Annotated in this window: 9 protein-coding genes and 2 tRNA genes; 9 read left to right on the forward strand and 2 right to left on the reverse strand. The window is 66.9% G+C overall.

Features of this window, described 5'->3' with window-relative positions:
• Nucleotides 1-175 precede the first annotated feature (175 nt).
• Nucleotides 176-664, reverse strand: a complete 489-nt coding sequence (locus tag QZL87_RS18295) for an NAD(P)H-dependent oxidoreductase (protein ID WP_295321909.1) — start codon at nucleotides 662-664, stop codon at nucleotides 176-178.
• Between the two features lie 64 nt (nucleotides 665-728).
• On the opposite strand from QZL87_RS18295, the gene QZL87_RS18300 reads away from it, so the two are divergent.
• The 6 genes from QZL87_RS18300 to QZL87_RS18325 all read left to right on the forward strand — a co-directional run bounded on the left by QZL87_RS18300 (nucleotide 729) and on the right by QZL87_RS18325 (nucleotide 6,825).
• Nucleotides 729-2,690, forward strand: a complete 1,962-nt coding sequence (locus QZL87_RS18300) for an alkyl sulfatase dimerization domain-containing protein (protein WP_295321911.1) — start codon at nucleotides 729-731, stop codon at nucleotides 2,688-2,690.
• 25 nt (nucleotides 2,691-2,715) lie between these two features.
• On the forward strand, nucleotides 2,716-3,246 hold the full coding sequence (locus QZL87_RS18305; protein ID WP_245198412.1) for a PH domain-containing protein: 531 nt from the start codon (nucleotides 2,716-2,718) through the stop codon (nucleotides 3,244-3,246).
• Entirely contained in the window at nucleotides 3,243-4,757 is a 1,515-nt protein-coding gene (locus QZL87_RS18310; RefSeq protein WP_295321913.1) for a PH domain-containing protein, read from the forward strand. Before QZL87_RS18305 ends, QZL87_RS18310 begins: the two co-directional genes overlap by 4 nt.
• Nucleotides 4,754-6,520 (forward strand): single-stranded-DNA-specific exonuclease RecJ, encoded by a 1,767-nt coding sequence (gene recJ, locus QZL87_RS18315; protein WP_295321915.1) that lies wholly within the window; start codon nucleotides 4,754-4,756, stop codon nucleotides 6,518-6,520. Before QZL87_RS18310 ends, recJ begins: the two co-directional genes overlap by 4 nt.
• A 104-nt stretch (nucleotides 6,521-6,624) precedes the next feature.
• Nucleotides 6,625-6,700, forward strand: a tRNA-Glu gene (locus QZL87_RS18320).
• A gap of 50 nt (nucleotides 6,701-6,750) precedes the next feature.
• Nucleotides 6,751-6,825, forward strand: a tRNA-Glu gene (locus QZL87_RS18325).
• Nucleotides 6,826-6,843: 18 nt separating this feature from the next.
• Here the strand turns inward: QZL87_RS18325 and QZL87_RS18330 are convergent.
• A complete protein-coding gene (locus QZL87_RS18330; protein WP_295321917.1) occupies nucleotides 6,844-7,770 on the reverse strand; it encodes a DUF4861 family protein in 927 nt (308 codons plus the stop codon).
• A gap of 228 nt (nucleotides 7,771-7,998) precedes the next feature.
• On the opposite strand from QZL87_RS18330, the gene QZL87_RS18335 reads away from it, so the two are divergent.
• From QZL87_RS18335 to QZL87_RS18345, 3 genes are all read left to right on the forward strand, one after another.
• Complete coding sequence (locus tag QZL87_RS18335) at nucleotides 7,999-8,772, forward strand: FadR/GntR family transcriptional regulator (RefSeq protein WP_295321919.1); 774 nt, start codon at nucleotides 7,999-8,001, stop codon at nucleotides 8,770-8,772.
• 165 nt (nucleotides 8,773-8,937) lie between these two features.
• The gene (locus QZL87_RS18340) at nucleotides 8,938-11,634 is read left to right on the forward strand and encodes a TonB-dependent receptor (RefSeq protein WP_295321921.1); all 2,697 of its coding nucleotides are present in this window, start codon (nucleotides 8,938-8,940) and stop codon (nucleotides 11,632-11,634) included.
• A gap of 96 nt (nucleotides 11,635-11,730) precedes the next feature.
• Nucleotides 11,731-13,872, forward strand: a complete 2,142-nt coding sequence (locus QZL87_RS18345) for a hypothetical protein (RefSeq protein ID WP_295321923.1) — start codon at nucleotides 11,731-11,733, stop codon at nucleotides 13,870-13,872.
• The last annotated feature ends 29 nt before the right edge of the window (nucleotides 13,873-13,901 follow it).

The raw sequence follows: 13,901 nt of genomic DNA on the forward strand, positions 1-13,901 counted from the left end.
ATTGCGGCCTCTTACATCGTCATCCCCGCGAAAGCGGGGACCCAGAGCGTGCGTAGGCTGATCCCGCACTGGGTTCCCGCGGAGGCGCTGCGCGCCGTCTGCGACTCCGCGGGAATGACGAATGTCGGGAAGGTCTGCTTTCCACCTCAAAGCGGTCGCAACGAACGCTCCGTCCTCAAAAAATCCCGGCCGCGATCCCCTCCGCCAGCGCGGCGCCCATGTCGCGCGCTTCGGCAAGGCGGTCGGGCGCGATGGTCTTTGGTGCGAGGATGGCTTCGGGAGTCTGCGCCGCGGTATTGACGATCATCGGCTCGGCGACGCGCTTCAGCCGCCAGCCGGTGGCGATGCGGTCGAGCTGGCGCTGGGCGTTCTCGCCGTCGGACCCCGCGCAAATGATCGTCGCATAGGGGCGGCCTTCGAGCTTGCCGAGGCAGGGATAATAGCAGCGGTCGAACATCTCCTTCATCGCGCCCGACAGCGCGGCGAGATTTTCGGGGCCGACGAAGAGATAGCCGCCCGCGGCTTGCAGAAGCTCCGGCGTGACGTCCCCCGCGGCGACGAGCTTGGCTGCCGTGGCGGCACCCTCCGCCGCGGCTTCGGCGAGCGCCTTGCTGCCGCCGGTGCGGCTATGCCAGACGATGAGGAGGTGCGGCGTGCCGGTCATGCGCCGATGCTTGCCAAGCGCAAGGACGCGGCGCAAGCTGCTCCGAAATAGGGGGAGAGAGAAGATGCGCCGTTTGACCGCCCTGCTGCTTGCCGCGAGCCTGCCCTTTGCCGCTACCGCGCAGGATCCCGCGAGCGAGGCGACCCGCGCCGCGCAGGCCGACCTCGCAAAGCGCCTGCCGCTCGATGACCCGCGCGACGAGGCCAACGCGACGCGCGGCAAGATCGCCGAGATTCCGGGCGGACTGATCCAGACCGCCGACGGCAGGATCATATGGGACCGGCGGCCCTATGCCTTCCTCGACGCGAAGGAAGCGCCCGATACGGTCAATCCGTCGCTATGGCGGCAGGCGCGGCTCAATGCGGTCCACGGTCTGTTCGAGGTGGTGCCGGGCAGCATCTGGCAAATCCGCGGCTATGACCTGTCGGTGATGACGATCATCCGCGGCGAGACCGGCTGGATCGTCGTCGATCCCCTCTTGTCCGAAGAGGCCGCCGCCGCCGGATGGAAGCTGTTCGCGGACACGGTCGCGGGCAAGGAGTCCGAGCGGCCGATCAGGGCAGTGATTTTTTCGCACAGTCACAGCGATCATTTCGGCGGCGTCGGCGGGATCGTGACGCCCGAACAGGTCCAGGCGGAGAAAATCCGCATCATCGCGCCGCACGGCTTTTCGGAGGAAGCGACGTCGGAAAATGTCCTTGCGGGCGGCGCGATGGGGCGGCGCGCGCTCTATATGTTCGGCGCGATCCTGCCGCCGGGGCCGACGGGACAGGTCGACACCGGGCTGGGGCCGAAGCTGTCGTCGGGAACGATCGGCTATATGGAACCGACCGAGACGGTCGGCGAACAGGGCGGCACGCTGACGATCGACGGGCTGGTCTTCGACTTCCTCGACGCGGGCGGCACCGAGGCGCCGTCGGAGTTTGTTTTCTATATTCCCGCCTATAAGGCGCTGCACACGACCGAGGTCGTGACCCACAATCTCCACAATATCCTGACCCTGCGCGGCGCGCAGGTGCGCGATGCGCTGCGCTGGTCGAAGGTGATCGACGCGATGCTGCTCAAATGGGGCGGCACGGCCGAGGTCGCGATGGCGTCGCACCATTGGCCGACATGGGGCGCGGGCGAAGTGTCGGCGCTGCTCGCGAACCAGCGCGACGCCTATCGCTATGTCCACGACCGCACGCTCTTCCTCGCGAACCGCGGCGCGACGCTGCACGAGCTCGCCGACCAGACCGCCGAAGCGCCGGTGCAGGCGGCCGATTTTTCGACGCGCGGCTATTATGGCACGCTCAACCACGACATGAAGGCGGTCTATCAGCGTTATTTCGGCTGGTGGGACGGCAATCCGGCGAATTTCAACCCGCTGCCGCCCGAACAATCGGCGCCCAAATATGTCGCGCTCGCGGGCGGCGCCGACAAGCTGCTCGCGGCGGGGCAGGCGGCGCTGAAGGCGGGCGATTATCGCTGGGCGGCCGAGCTTTTGAACAAGCTGGTCTTTGCCGAGCCCGATAACAAGGATGCGCGCGCGGCGCTGGCCTCGGCCTATGACCAGCTCGGCTATCAGGCCGAATCGGGCGCGTGGCGCAACTATTATCTCGCCGGGGCTGCGAGCCTGCGCGGCAACGCGGTCGAGGCGGCGACGAGCAACGGGCAAAGCCGCAGCTTCGTCAGCGCGATCCCGACCGCGGTCTTCTTCGACGCGCTCGCGACGCGCTTCGACGCCGTGAAGGGGCGCGCGGTCGAGGGGATTTTCCAGTTCATCCTGCCCGACAGCAAGGAAAGCGTCGCGGTCGTCGTCGGCGGCGGGGTCGAATTTCCGCGCTATGGCGCGACCGACCCCGCCCCCACCGCGACGATCACGATCGACCGCAAGATCCTCGACGAGGCGATGATGGGCCGCGCGCAATTTCCCGCGCTCATCCAGTCGGGGGCGATCCGCATCGATGGCGACAGGCAGGCTTTCCTGTCGTGGTTCGCGCTCCATCCGCCCGCCGACCCGCGCTTCAATGTGGTTGTGCCATAGTCATATAAGACGCTAACGGAAGAGCATGACCGACACGCCCGCCGCGCATCCGACCGATCCCTTCGACGCCGAGGCGTTGAATGCCGCCGAAGGGCTGCACCCGGTCGACCCGGCCTATGCCAAGGTGCTGCGCATCGCGACCGCGCTCAACCTGATCCCGCTCGCGATCGGCGCGAGTGTTTTCGATGCTCTGCTGATCCGGCATATCGAGGGCCCCTATGGGTTGATCACCGCGCTGGCGTGGCTGATCGCGATCGTCACGATCGTCAGCTTCCCGTCGCGCCGCGTGTCGCGCTGGGGCTACAAGATCGGGGAGGGGCAGCTCCGCGTCGCGCGTGGCTGGCTGTTCCGCACCGACACGATCGTGCCCTTCGTGCGCGTCCAGCATATCGACGTCGGGCAGGGGCCGATCGAACGCTGGTTCGGCCTGTCGCATCTGATCGTCCACACCTCGGGCACGCACAACAGCACGGTGACGCTGCCCGGACTGCCGAGCGACCTCGCCGCGGCGATGCGCGAGACGATCCGGCGCCATATCCAGACCGACTTCGCATGAAGGGCGCCGCCATCCTCGCCGCGCCAGAGGGCGAGGCGCGCTGGCAGCGGCTGCATCCCGCGACGCTGGCGCTCGCGGTCGTTGCGCTCGGGCCGAAGTCGCTCAACGCCCTGCCCGCGGTCGCGGCGCTCGGCTTCACGGGCAATTGGATCTGGATCGTGCCCGCGATCGGCGCCTTTCTGCTCATCTCGCTGCTCGCCGCCTGGTTCCAATGGCTGCGCTTCCGCTTCCTCGTCGGCGACGACGAGGTGGAGATCGAAAGCGGCGTCCTGGCGCGCCAGCACCGCACCATCCCCTTCGACCGCATCCAGGACGTCAGCATCGAGCAGGGGCTGGTCGCGCGCGCGCTCGGCATCGCCAAGGTCGGGTTCGAGACCGGCGCGGGCGGCAAGGAAAATGACGCCGCCCTAAACGCGATCGCGCTCGACGCCGCGCAGGCGTTGCGCACGACGATCCGCGCGCATCGCAGCGGCGAGGCGGCCGCCGCCGTCGCGGCCGACATCCCCGATACGCCGCCCGCGCCCGAAGACCGGCTGCTCTTCGCAATGAGTCCGGGGCGGTTGCTGACCGCGGGGCTGTTCAACTTCTCGCTCGCCGCGCTGGCGGTGGTCGGCGCCGCGATGCAATTTTTCGATGGCCTGTTGCCGTTCGATTTCAATATTTTCAATCCGGTGGACTGGATCGACATCGCCGAAAGCTATGGCCTCGATCGGTGGCTGCTCGCGCATCGCTGGGTCGCCGGGATCGGCGCGGCGCTGTCGCTGCTGCTGATCGGTTTCGTAAGCGGGATCGCGATGATGGTCTTCGCCAACTGGGATTTTCGCCTGACGCGCGAGCCGCGCGCGCTGCGCCGGACCCGCGGGCTGACGACGCGCACCGACGTCGCGCTGCCGGTCAGGCGCGTGCAGGCGGCGATCCTCGTCACCGGCTGGTTTCGCCGGCGTTTCGGCTGGCACGAGCTTCGTCTGCAAAGCCTTGCGAGCGATGGCGAGAAGGAGCGCGATCATCAGGTCATCCCCTTCGGCAAGCTGGCCGAGATCGACCCGGTGCTGGACGAGGTCGCGATGGCGCGGCCGGGCGCGGAGGCGGCGTGGCAGCATAGCCACCGCATCGTCGCGCTCGGCGGCTTGATCGGCGCGGTGTGTGCCGCCGCCGGCGGGCTTGTCGCCGTGTCGTTCGGCCAGCCGCTCGGCTGGCTGGGGCCTCTCGCCGGGCTCCTGATCGGCGCGGGGTCGCTGTTCGGCGCTCGCTTCCATCGCTGGACCGATCTTGGCGAGCAAGTGGCGATCCGGCGCGGGATATGGAAACCCAAGACGACGCTGCTGCCGCACGCGTCGGTGCAGAGCGTCGACCTCAAGAGCGATTTCATCCTGCGCCCGCTGGGCCTCGCGACTCTGGTGTTCGGCGTGCCCGGCGGCAGTTCGCTCGTCAGCCATGAAATTCCGGCGATCCCGACCGCCACGGCGCAGGCGCTGCGCGCCCGCATCCTTGCCGCGAGGGTACGGCGATGAGCGATGCGGCGCTCGGAATAACGCGCTCGATCGCCGGCCAGCCCTGGCATTGGCGGCGGGCGAGCGCCGATATGGCTAGCGAAAATCTCGCCCCCGACGATCTCGTCACGCAATTGCTGCTCGCGCGCGGCGTCGCGCGCGACGATCTCGACCGGCAGCGCGCGCCGACGCTGCGCGGCTTCATGCCCGACCCGTCGCTGTTCCGCGACATGGACGCCGCCGCCGCCCGGCTCGCCGATGCGGTCGAGAAAGGCGAGGCCGTCACGATCTTCGGCGATTATGACGTCGACGGCGCGACCTCGGCGGCGCTGCTCGTGCGATTGCTGCGCGGGCTCGGCCTCCCCGTCGGCGCCTATATCCCCGACCGCCTGATGGAAGGCTATGGGCCGTCGGGCGCGGCGCTCGTCAAGATCGGCGAGGCGGGGTCGAAGCTCGTCGTCACGGTCGACTGCGGCGCGCAGGCGTTCGACGCGATCGCCGAGGCCAAGGCGGCGGGGGTCGAGGTGATCGTCGTCGATCATCACCAATGCGCGACGACGCTGCCCGCGGCGCTCGCGCTCGTGAACCCCAACCGGCTCGACGAGGAAGCCGATGCGGCGATCCACGGCAATCTCGCCGCGGTGGGGGTCGCCTTCCTGCTCGGCGCCGCGCTGCTCCGCACCCTGCGCGCGCGCGGATTTTTCGCGAGCCGCGCCGAGCCCGCGCTGATCGAGCTGCTCGACCTCGTCGCGCTCGGCACCGTCGCCGATGTCGCGCGCCTCACCGGCTTCAACCGCGCGCTGGTGACGCAGGGGCTGAAGGTGATGGCGCGGCGCGGCAATATCGGCCTCGCCGCGCTGATGGACGCCGCGCGGCTCACCAAGCCGCCGGGCGCGAGCGACATGGGCTTTGCGCTCGGTCCGCGAATCAACGCCGGCGGGCGCGTCGGCAAGTCCGACCTCGGCGTCCGGCTGCTCACGACGGGCGACCCGCAGGAAGCCGCCGAGATCGCAGCCGAGCTCAACCGGCTGAACGAAGAGCGCCGCGCGATCGAGGCGGCGGTGCTCGACCAGGCGATCGAGGCGAGCGCCGCCTGCGGCAATGCGCCGGTCGCGATCGTCGCGGGCGAGGGCTGGCATCCGGGCGTGATCGGCATCGTCGCCGGGCGTCTGAAAGAAAGGCTGCATCGCCCCGCTATCGTGATCGCGCTCGACGAGGATGGCGTCGGCAAGGGGTCGGGGCGCTCGATCTCGGGCGTCGACCTCGGCGCCGCGATCCTCGCCGCGAAAGAGTCGGGGCTGCTCGTCGCGGGCGGCGGTCATGCGATGGCGGCGGGGCTGACCGTCGAAAAAGACAAGGTCGATGCGCTCGGCGCTTTCCTCAGCGATCGTCTCGCCGCCGACGTCGAGCGCGCGAGCGGCGACAAATCGCTGCTGATCGATGCGGTGCTCGCGCCGCGCGGGATCAATCCGCTCTGGTGCGACGCGATCGAGAGCGCGGGCCCCTATGGCGCCGGCTGGCCCGCGCCGCGCGTCGCGACGGGACCGGTGCGAATCGTCGAATCGGGGATCGTCGGCGCCGACCATGTCCGCCTGATCGTGGCGGGCGACGACGGCGCGTGCTTCAAGGCGGTCGCCTTCCGCAGCGCCGAGACCGAATTGGGGCAGGCCCTGCTCCACGCGCGCGGACGCAAATTATGGCTCGCGGGCCGCGCAAAACGCGACGATTGGGGCAGCCGCCCCGCCGCCGAACTGCATCTCGAGGATGCGGCCTGGGCTGACTAGGAGCGGGCCGCCGGCGTGCGGCGCAACATTTTTGCGCGGGCCGGGCGTCCCCATGCTTGACCGCGTCCCAACGCCCGTCTAAGGCGCGCGCTCACCGATCAGACGGCCCCTTCGTCTAGCGGTCTAGGACGTCGCCCTTTCACGGCGAAAACACGGGTTCGAGTCCCGTAGGGGTCACCATCGGTCACGGGAGCGGTCGGCTCCTCCTTGCTACGAAATTTCCGACCCAAGGCCCCTTCGTCTAGCGGTCAGGACGCGGCCCTCTCACGGCTGAAACACGGGTTCGATTCCCGTAGGGGTCACCACCGGTCGATAATCCATCGCTAGGGAAGAGGGGCGTCCGGGACTCTGAAGTCCAGCTTCTCGTCGGCCGCATAGGCGTCCCATGACTGGCGCGTGCGAAAGCCGCCCCGACCCTTGTCCCAGGCCGAACCCGAAAAATAGACGAACGGCTTGCCCGGCGCGACGCGGAGCAGGACGAGATGATTGTCCGCATCGTCGCGTATCCCGGCGATCATCGCAGGATCGACGCGGATCGCGATCGCGATCCGGCCATGGTCGCCGTCGGCGGGTCCCCACCATGAGAGCAGCCCTTTCGCGCGGTCGACCGTCAGTTCGCCGGCGCCTGATCCCGTGGTCCGCTTGCCGATGCCGATCCCGACGAGGAGCGGTTCGGCGCTGTCGGACGAGATCGTCGAGACCATGCGGGTGAAATGCGTGCCGAGCGGGAGCGTGAAGCGGCGCGTCTCCCAGACCTTGCGGTCCACATCGACGGGCCAGGGCGCGTAATCGACGGTGAAATCGGCGGCTTGTCCGCTCGCTGACAGAATGCGGTGGCGGACGTAATTGCGCGAGGTCCACAGCTTGTTGTCATGCCAGATGCCGAGCCCGCCGGCGCCCCGCGTCGTGCCGACATTGTAGAAGTCGAGGCCTTCGCCGCGATAACTGTGCTGGTCGCCGCTGCGCAGCTGACGATCGGCAAAGGGCCAGGGCACATTCTTGCCCCACGAATCGATTCCCGAGCCCGACGGCGGTTCCGCCGCTTCGAGCGCATGGCCGTAGATGCGGTGCGCGGTGCGATCATTCTCCCACAATAGATCGTCGTAGCGATAGTCGGCCCGCACCACGGCGGCCTGAGCTTCGCGATCGGGCGGCGGCGGCAGCGACCCGGTGGCCGCCGGCATGTCCGGCGTCCCGGTGTGTTGTGCCGCGGCGGGCATCGCCGCGGTCACCGCAAACAGAAACGCCATGGTCACCACCGGGCACCCGTTTTTCCATAGGGTCGAAGCCTGCATCATTCTCTCTCCCGTTGCCGCCCTTTCCGTCGCACATGCGCGAACGGCGCTCTCATATTCGTGGCTCGCAGCCCGATGGCTGCATTTTAAAATCAAATGAAATTATTTAAGTTGTCATATGACTTATAATCGTTACACTCAAGCGGGTATGATGCACAATGCGTCGGCAACGGGAGGATGGGCGTGAAGCAGGGCGGCACCCACGCTGTGCATGACGACAGGCTGACGCTGCGCAAGCGGCGGCCGTCGCTCGTCGATGCTGCGTGCGAAAATATCCGCGCCAGCATCCTGTCGGGCGCGCACCGGCCCGGCGCGCAGCTCCCTACCGAGGCGGAATTCGTCGATGTTCTGGGCGTGAGCCGGACGGTGATTCGCGAAGCGATCGCCCGCCTCGCCGCTGCGGGTTTGGTCGAGGCCCGACAGGGCAAGGGGCTCTTCGTCAGCGAGACCGCGCGTTACCAGGCGTTCCAGATCACGCGCGACGAGGTGGAGAATCTCGGCGACGTGATCCAGTTGCTCGAGCTCAGGCTCTGCGTCGAAACCGAGATGGCGGCGCTGGCGGCCGAACGGCGCACCGAGGTCGACGTGATGAACATGCGTCAGCAGATCAAGATTCTGGGCGAGGCGGCGGTCGGCCTCGAGGATTCGGTCAAGGCCGATGTCGAATTCCACAACGCCATCGCCCGGGCGAGCCAGAACAGCTATTATGCCAAGCTGATAGACTTTCTGGGAGTCCGCCTCGTCCCGCCTCGCTCGCTCTATCTGCGGCAGGGCCAGGCCTATATCGGCGACAGCTATAAGGCGGTGATCAGCGCGGAGCATGAGGCGATCCTCGACGCCATCATCCATCGCGACCCCGACGCCGCGCGGATAGCGGCGCGGACGCATATGAGCGGCAGCCTCAAGCGGCACCGCGAATTGCACGACTTCATGTCGTCCAACAGCCCGACGGGCTGACCCGACCAACACGACAGACCTGAAGAGCAATCAGGCACCCGATTACGCCCGGCAGAATAATAAGATCAATCTGCCAAGCTTATATGATGTCTTATAGGGAGAGGTCCATTGAAGGTCAGTCTTCGCGCCTCCGTGGCGCTGATCGCACTCGCAAGCGGTGCGCCCATGGCAATCGCGCAAACCGCGCCGGCCGCCGATCCGGCCGCAAGCGAGGCGCAGGACGGCGACATCGTCGTCACCGGCATTCGCCAGAGCTTGTCGCGCGCCGCCGAGATCAAGCGCGAGTCGACCGCCGTGGTCGATTCGATCGTCGCCGAGGATATCGGCAAGCTTCCCGACCTGACCACGGCGTCGGCGCTCCAGCGTGTGCCCGGCGTGCAGGTGGTCGTCGGCGGTAATAACGAGATCGTCGGCGCGCGCATCCGCGGCCTCGACGACATCATCACCACGCTCAACGGGCGCGAGATCTTCACCGGTGTCGGTCGCGGCTTCTCGTTTCAGGATCTGCCGGCCGAAGCGCTTGCGGGCGTCGATGTCTACAAGTCCAATTCGGCCGAGCGGCTCGAAGGCGGCGTGGCCGGCGGCGTCAACATGCGCCTGCGCCGCGCGCTCGACTTCAACGAGCTGACGATCGCGGGCAGTGCGCGGGCGACCTATCTGCAGGAAGCCGGGTCGAAGAACACGATCAATCCGGCATTGAGCCTGCTCGTCGCCAACCGCTGGGACGCCGGCGAGGGCGAGATCGCGGCGATGGTCGGCCTTTCCTATCAGCGCAACAAATATGCCCGGCCGATCGCATGGAACGACTGGACGCGCGCAACCAGCGCGGGGCCCGCGGGCTCGCCGCAGAACCTGCACGCGCCCACGGGCTTCGCCGCCGCGATCGAATTCGGGAAATATGAGCGCCCGCAGGCCAATTTCTCGCTCGAATGGGCGCCGGACAGCGACACGACAATCTATCTCGAGGGTCTGTTCGCGGGGTATCGCGGCGACGTCTTCCAGGCGCGCCCGACCTTCCGCGCCTTCACCGGCACCTCGTTCGAGGCGACCGCCGGCGACACCTGCGAGGATTTCGCGGTCGGCCCCGACGGCTATTATTCGGGGAATGTGCTGAGCCCCGACAATCCGACGGGGACGGGTACGATCCGCGAGCTCTGCAACGCCACCGGCTACACGGCGCGCAATCTGGAATATTACACCGCGACCGTCGCGAACAAGTCGCGCACCGACATCTATGTGATCGCCACCGGCTTCAACAAGGAGATCGGCGCGCTCACCTGGAATACCGACATCTCCTATGAATCCTCGACCAACCGGAACGACAGCTTCCGCGTCGACATAGGCAAGCGCATCGACGAACTGGTCCTCGTTCGCGACGTCGATCATGAGGTTCGGGCGACGATGCCCGGCAACCCCATGAACGACCCGGCGGGCCTCGCGTTCGCCAACGGCATGAGCGAAAATATCAACCGCAGCCGGGGCACTTTGTGGGCTGTCATGAGCGACGCCAAATATGATTTCGATGGGGTCCTCGACTATGTTCAGGCGGGCGTTCGCGTGGCGAAGCGCAAGGCCGCGTTCGAGCAGTATCTCGGCGGCCCGCCGGCCCCAGGCGGCTCGTTCGTGACGCCGCTGGACGCGGCCGGCCTGCCCGGCGATATTCTTTCGCAGGCCCCCGGCGTCCCGCAGATGAACGACGGCGCGCCCTTCCTGCAGCTCGATCCCGACTATCTGGTTCAGGAATCGATCAAGCGGCAGCTCAGGACGCTGTACGGCATCTCGCCGGACACGCCGGCTTTCGACCCGACGCGCGACTATGATGCGCAGGAAAAAAGCTATGCCGGCTTTCTGCAGGCGGGCTATAAATTCCCGCTCACGGATACGATCTCGATCGACGGCATGGTCGGCGCGCGCCTGACCCGCACCGACCGCAATATTGCGGGTTCGGGCCGGGTGACCGATCCGGCGACGGGCACCTCGCGCATCGAACTCGTGCGGCGCTCGACCAGCGACACCGACCTTCTGCCCAACGCCAGCGCGCGCATCCAGTTCGGCGGCGGCCTCCAGTCGCGCTTCAATTATTCGAAGACGCTGTCGCGGCCGAGCTTCAGCCAGCTCAACCCCGGCCTCAGCTATGTCGTATCCTACGTCAACACGATCCAGAATTCGGGGTCGGGCGGCAACCCCGACCTCCGGCCGCAAAAGGCCGACAGCTTCGATGCGTCGCTCGAATATTATTTCGGCCGCAGCAACTATGTCTCGGTGGTCGGCTTCTATCGCGACATCAAGGACCGGATCATCAATGGCACCGAGGTCCGGACGATCGACGGCTTGCAATATGTGATCTCGACGCCCCGCAATCTGGGGTCGGCCAAGATCAAGGGCGTCGAAGTGGGCGGCCAGCTCTTCCTCGATTTCCTTCCGGAGGGTCTCGACGGTGCGGGCGTGATCGGAAACTTCACGGTCATCGACAGCGAGGTGACGACCCCCGGCGACCGGCTTCAGGGTCTGCCGCTGCTCGGCGTCTCCAAATATAATTACAACATCGGCCTGATCTATGAAAAATACGGCATTTCGGCACGGATAATTTACACCTATCGCTCGCGATATTTCGACGGGGACATCACCAACGGCCTCTCGCTGCGGCCGGTTTCGATCCCCGTGGGACTCAACGGCATCCGCGCCGCAGGGCGGCTCGACTTCGGCCTCAATTACGACGTGGCGCCCGGCATCACGGTCAGCCTCGCCGGCACGAACATCACGGGCCAGAAGACGCGCAACTTCGAATCGCGCGAGGATTTCGTCCGCGAGGTGCGGAACGACGACACGACCTATTCACTGGGGGTCCGCTTCAACTTCTGAACATGAATATGGCGCGCGGCCCGCGTCGAATGACGCGGGCCGCCGAACGGACGCTGAAAAAGGCGAAAACAGGAGGATGGTTTGAACAGGAAAAGAATGTTTGCGGCGTTCGGGCTGGCAACGGCTCTGACGGCTGGCAGCTTCGCAATCGCCGGCGCGGCGCATGCACAGGCGCCGGCCACCGCTCTCGCCGAGTCCGCCCAGGCCCTGCCCGGCGATGTGCGCGTGGCGCGGACGCAGGACTTGGTGACGATCGACTGGCCCTCGGCGCAGGGTGAGCGCGCGCAGCTCGTCCTCGCGCGCGATCCGGGCAAGCCGTTGATCCAGGCCATCGCAATCGCCGGCACGACCGTGCTCGGCGGCGTCGATCCGGCCGGCGTCGTCACCGTCGGGACCCGCGATCTCAAGCAGGGCTGGACGATCTTCTTCGACAACCCTCGCAAGCGCCCGTTCGAAAGCTTCCCGCTGACGCTGGCGCGCAGCGACATCAGCGTGCGCGCGGAAGGCGGCTATACCAAGGTGATCGTCGGCGGCGCGGCGGCCGGGCCCTTCTCGGGCACCTATGAATTCACTATCTATCCGGGTTCGCGACTGGTGCGTGCGGCGATGGTGATGACCACGCAGCGCCCCGCCACCGCCTATACCTTCGATGCCGGGCTCAGCGTCGCCTCCTCGGCGCCCTTGCCATGGCGTTCGATCGCCTTCACCGACACCAGCGACGCGATGGTGCGCAAGGAAGGCGACGCGTCGCGGGAGCCCGCGGTCTCCCCCAAGGTCCGCGCTCGGATGATCGTCGCGGAAGGGCCGTCGGGCGGTTCGCTCGGCATCGTCCCGCCGCCGCACCAATTCTACTACCCGCTCGACTATGCCAACAACGACAATTCGGCCTGGTACGGCAACGACTATCGCAACCTCGACGGCCGCACGAGCTTCGGTGTGCGCCAGACGCTCGAGGGCGACCGGCGCTATGTGCCGTGGGTCAACGCGCCGCCGGGCACGATGCAGGACATGGGCGTGTTTCTGCTCCCCGACGGCGGCGACGCCGCGAGCGTCACCAAGGCTGCGCTCGCCTATACGCGCGGCGACCGCTTCAAGGCGCTCGACGGGCACCGCACCTTCACCAGCCACTATCATGTCGAGCACACCGAAGACTTTCTGAACACGCAGCGTTTCCAGCAATCGACGGGCGTGCCCGACGGGCTCGAGTCGCCCGAGTTCGTCAAGCGGTTCAAGGATATGAACGTCGAGATCGTCCATCTCGCCGAGCTTCACCTCGGGCGCGAGGCGCTCGATCGCGCGGGCGACCGGCTGACCTTGCTCAAGACCATGCACGCGGAGACCGCGCGGCTGTCGGACGACAAGCTGCTGCTGCTTCCGGGCGAGGAGCCCAACGTCCATCTCGGCGGGCATTGGATCAGCTTCTTCCCCAAGCCGGTCTATTGGACGCTCGACCGCAAGGAGGGGCAGCCCTTCGTCGAAAACGACCCGAAGCTGGGCAAGGTCTATCATGTCGGCTCGCAGGACGATGTCCTGAAGCTGATGCAGGACGAGAAGGGCCTGATGTGGACCGCGCACCCGCGAATCAAGGGCTCGACGGGCTTCCCCGACAAGCATAAGGACACGGCCTTCTTCAAGAGCGACCGCTTCCTCGGCGGCGCGTGGAAGAACATGCCGGTGGATTATTCGCTGCCGCGGCTCGGCACGCGCGTGCTCGACACGCTCGACGACATGAACAATTGGGCGGCCAGCCCGTCCGAGCGCAAGTTCGCCCCCGGCGAGGTCGACGTGTTCCAGATCTCGGACGAGAGCGAGCTCTATGCGCATATGAACATCAACTATCTCCGGCTCGACGGGCCGTTGCCGCGCTACTCCGATGGGTGGCAGAGCGTGCTCGACGCGCTGCGCGGAGGCCGCTTCTTCACCACCACCGGTGAAGTGCTGATCCCCGAATTCACGATCGGCGGTGCGAAGAGCGGCGAAGAAGCCGCGTTCGGACGGAATAGCGTGGTGCGCGCGAAGATCGAATGGACCTTCCCGCCCGCCTTCGCCGAAATCGTCAGCGGCGATGGCAACAAGGTCTATCGTGATCGCATCGACCTGACCGGCGCCGCGCCCTTCGGAAGCCGCACGATCGAGAAGCGTGTCGATCTCCGCGGCCGCAAATGGGCGCGCATCGAGGTGTGGGACGTCGCGACGAACGGCGCCTACACGCCGCCGGTCTTCCTGAAAGGGAAATAGCCCTCCCCCCTGCCCGTGCGGTCGTCGGC

It is taken from the genome of uncultured Sphingopyxis sp. (assembly GCF_900078365.1).
Classification (GTDB): domain Bacteria; phylum Pseudomonadota; class Alphaproteobacteria; order Sphingomonadales; family Sphingomonadaceae; genus Sphingopyxis.

Excerpts from the sequence above, each read along its gene's own strand:
- QZL87_RS18300 (WP_295321911.1), top strand. The coding sequence starts at position 729 with ATGCGCCGTTTGACCGCCCTGCTGCTTGCCGCGAGCCTGCCCTTTGCC.
- QZL87_RS18330 (WP_295321917.1), bottom strand. The coding sequence starts at position 7,770 with ATGGCGTTTCTGTTTGCGGTGACCGCGGCGATGCCCGCCGCGGCACAA.
- QZL87_RS18310 (WP_295321913.1), top strand. The coding sequence starts at position 3,243 with ATGAAGGGCGCCGCCATCCTCGCCGCGCCAGAGGGCGAGGCGCGCTGG.
- recJ (WP_295321915.1), top strand. The coding sequence starts at position 4,754 with ATGAGCGATGCGGCGCTCGGAATAACGCGCTCGATCGCCGGCCAGCCC.
- QZL87_RS18295 (WP_295321909.1), bottom strand. The coding sequence starts at position 664 with ATGACCGGCACGCCGCACCTCCTCATCGTCTGGCATAGCCGCACCGGC.
- QZL87_RS18305 (WP_245198412.1), top strand. The coding sequence starts at position 2,716 with ATGACCGACACGCCCGCCGCGCATCCGACCGATCCCTTCGACGCCGAG.
- QZL87_RS18345 (WP_295321923.1), top strand. The coding sequence starts at position 11,731 with ATGTTTGCGGCGTTCGGGCTGGCAACGGCTCTGACGGCTGGCAGCTTC.
- QZL87_RS18340 (WP_295321921.1), top strand. The coding sequence starts at position 8,938 with ATGGCAATCGCGCAAACCGCGCCGGCCGCCGATCCGGCCGCAAGCGAG.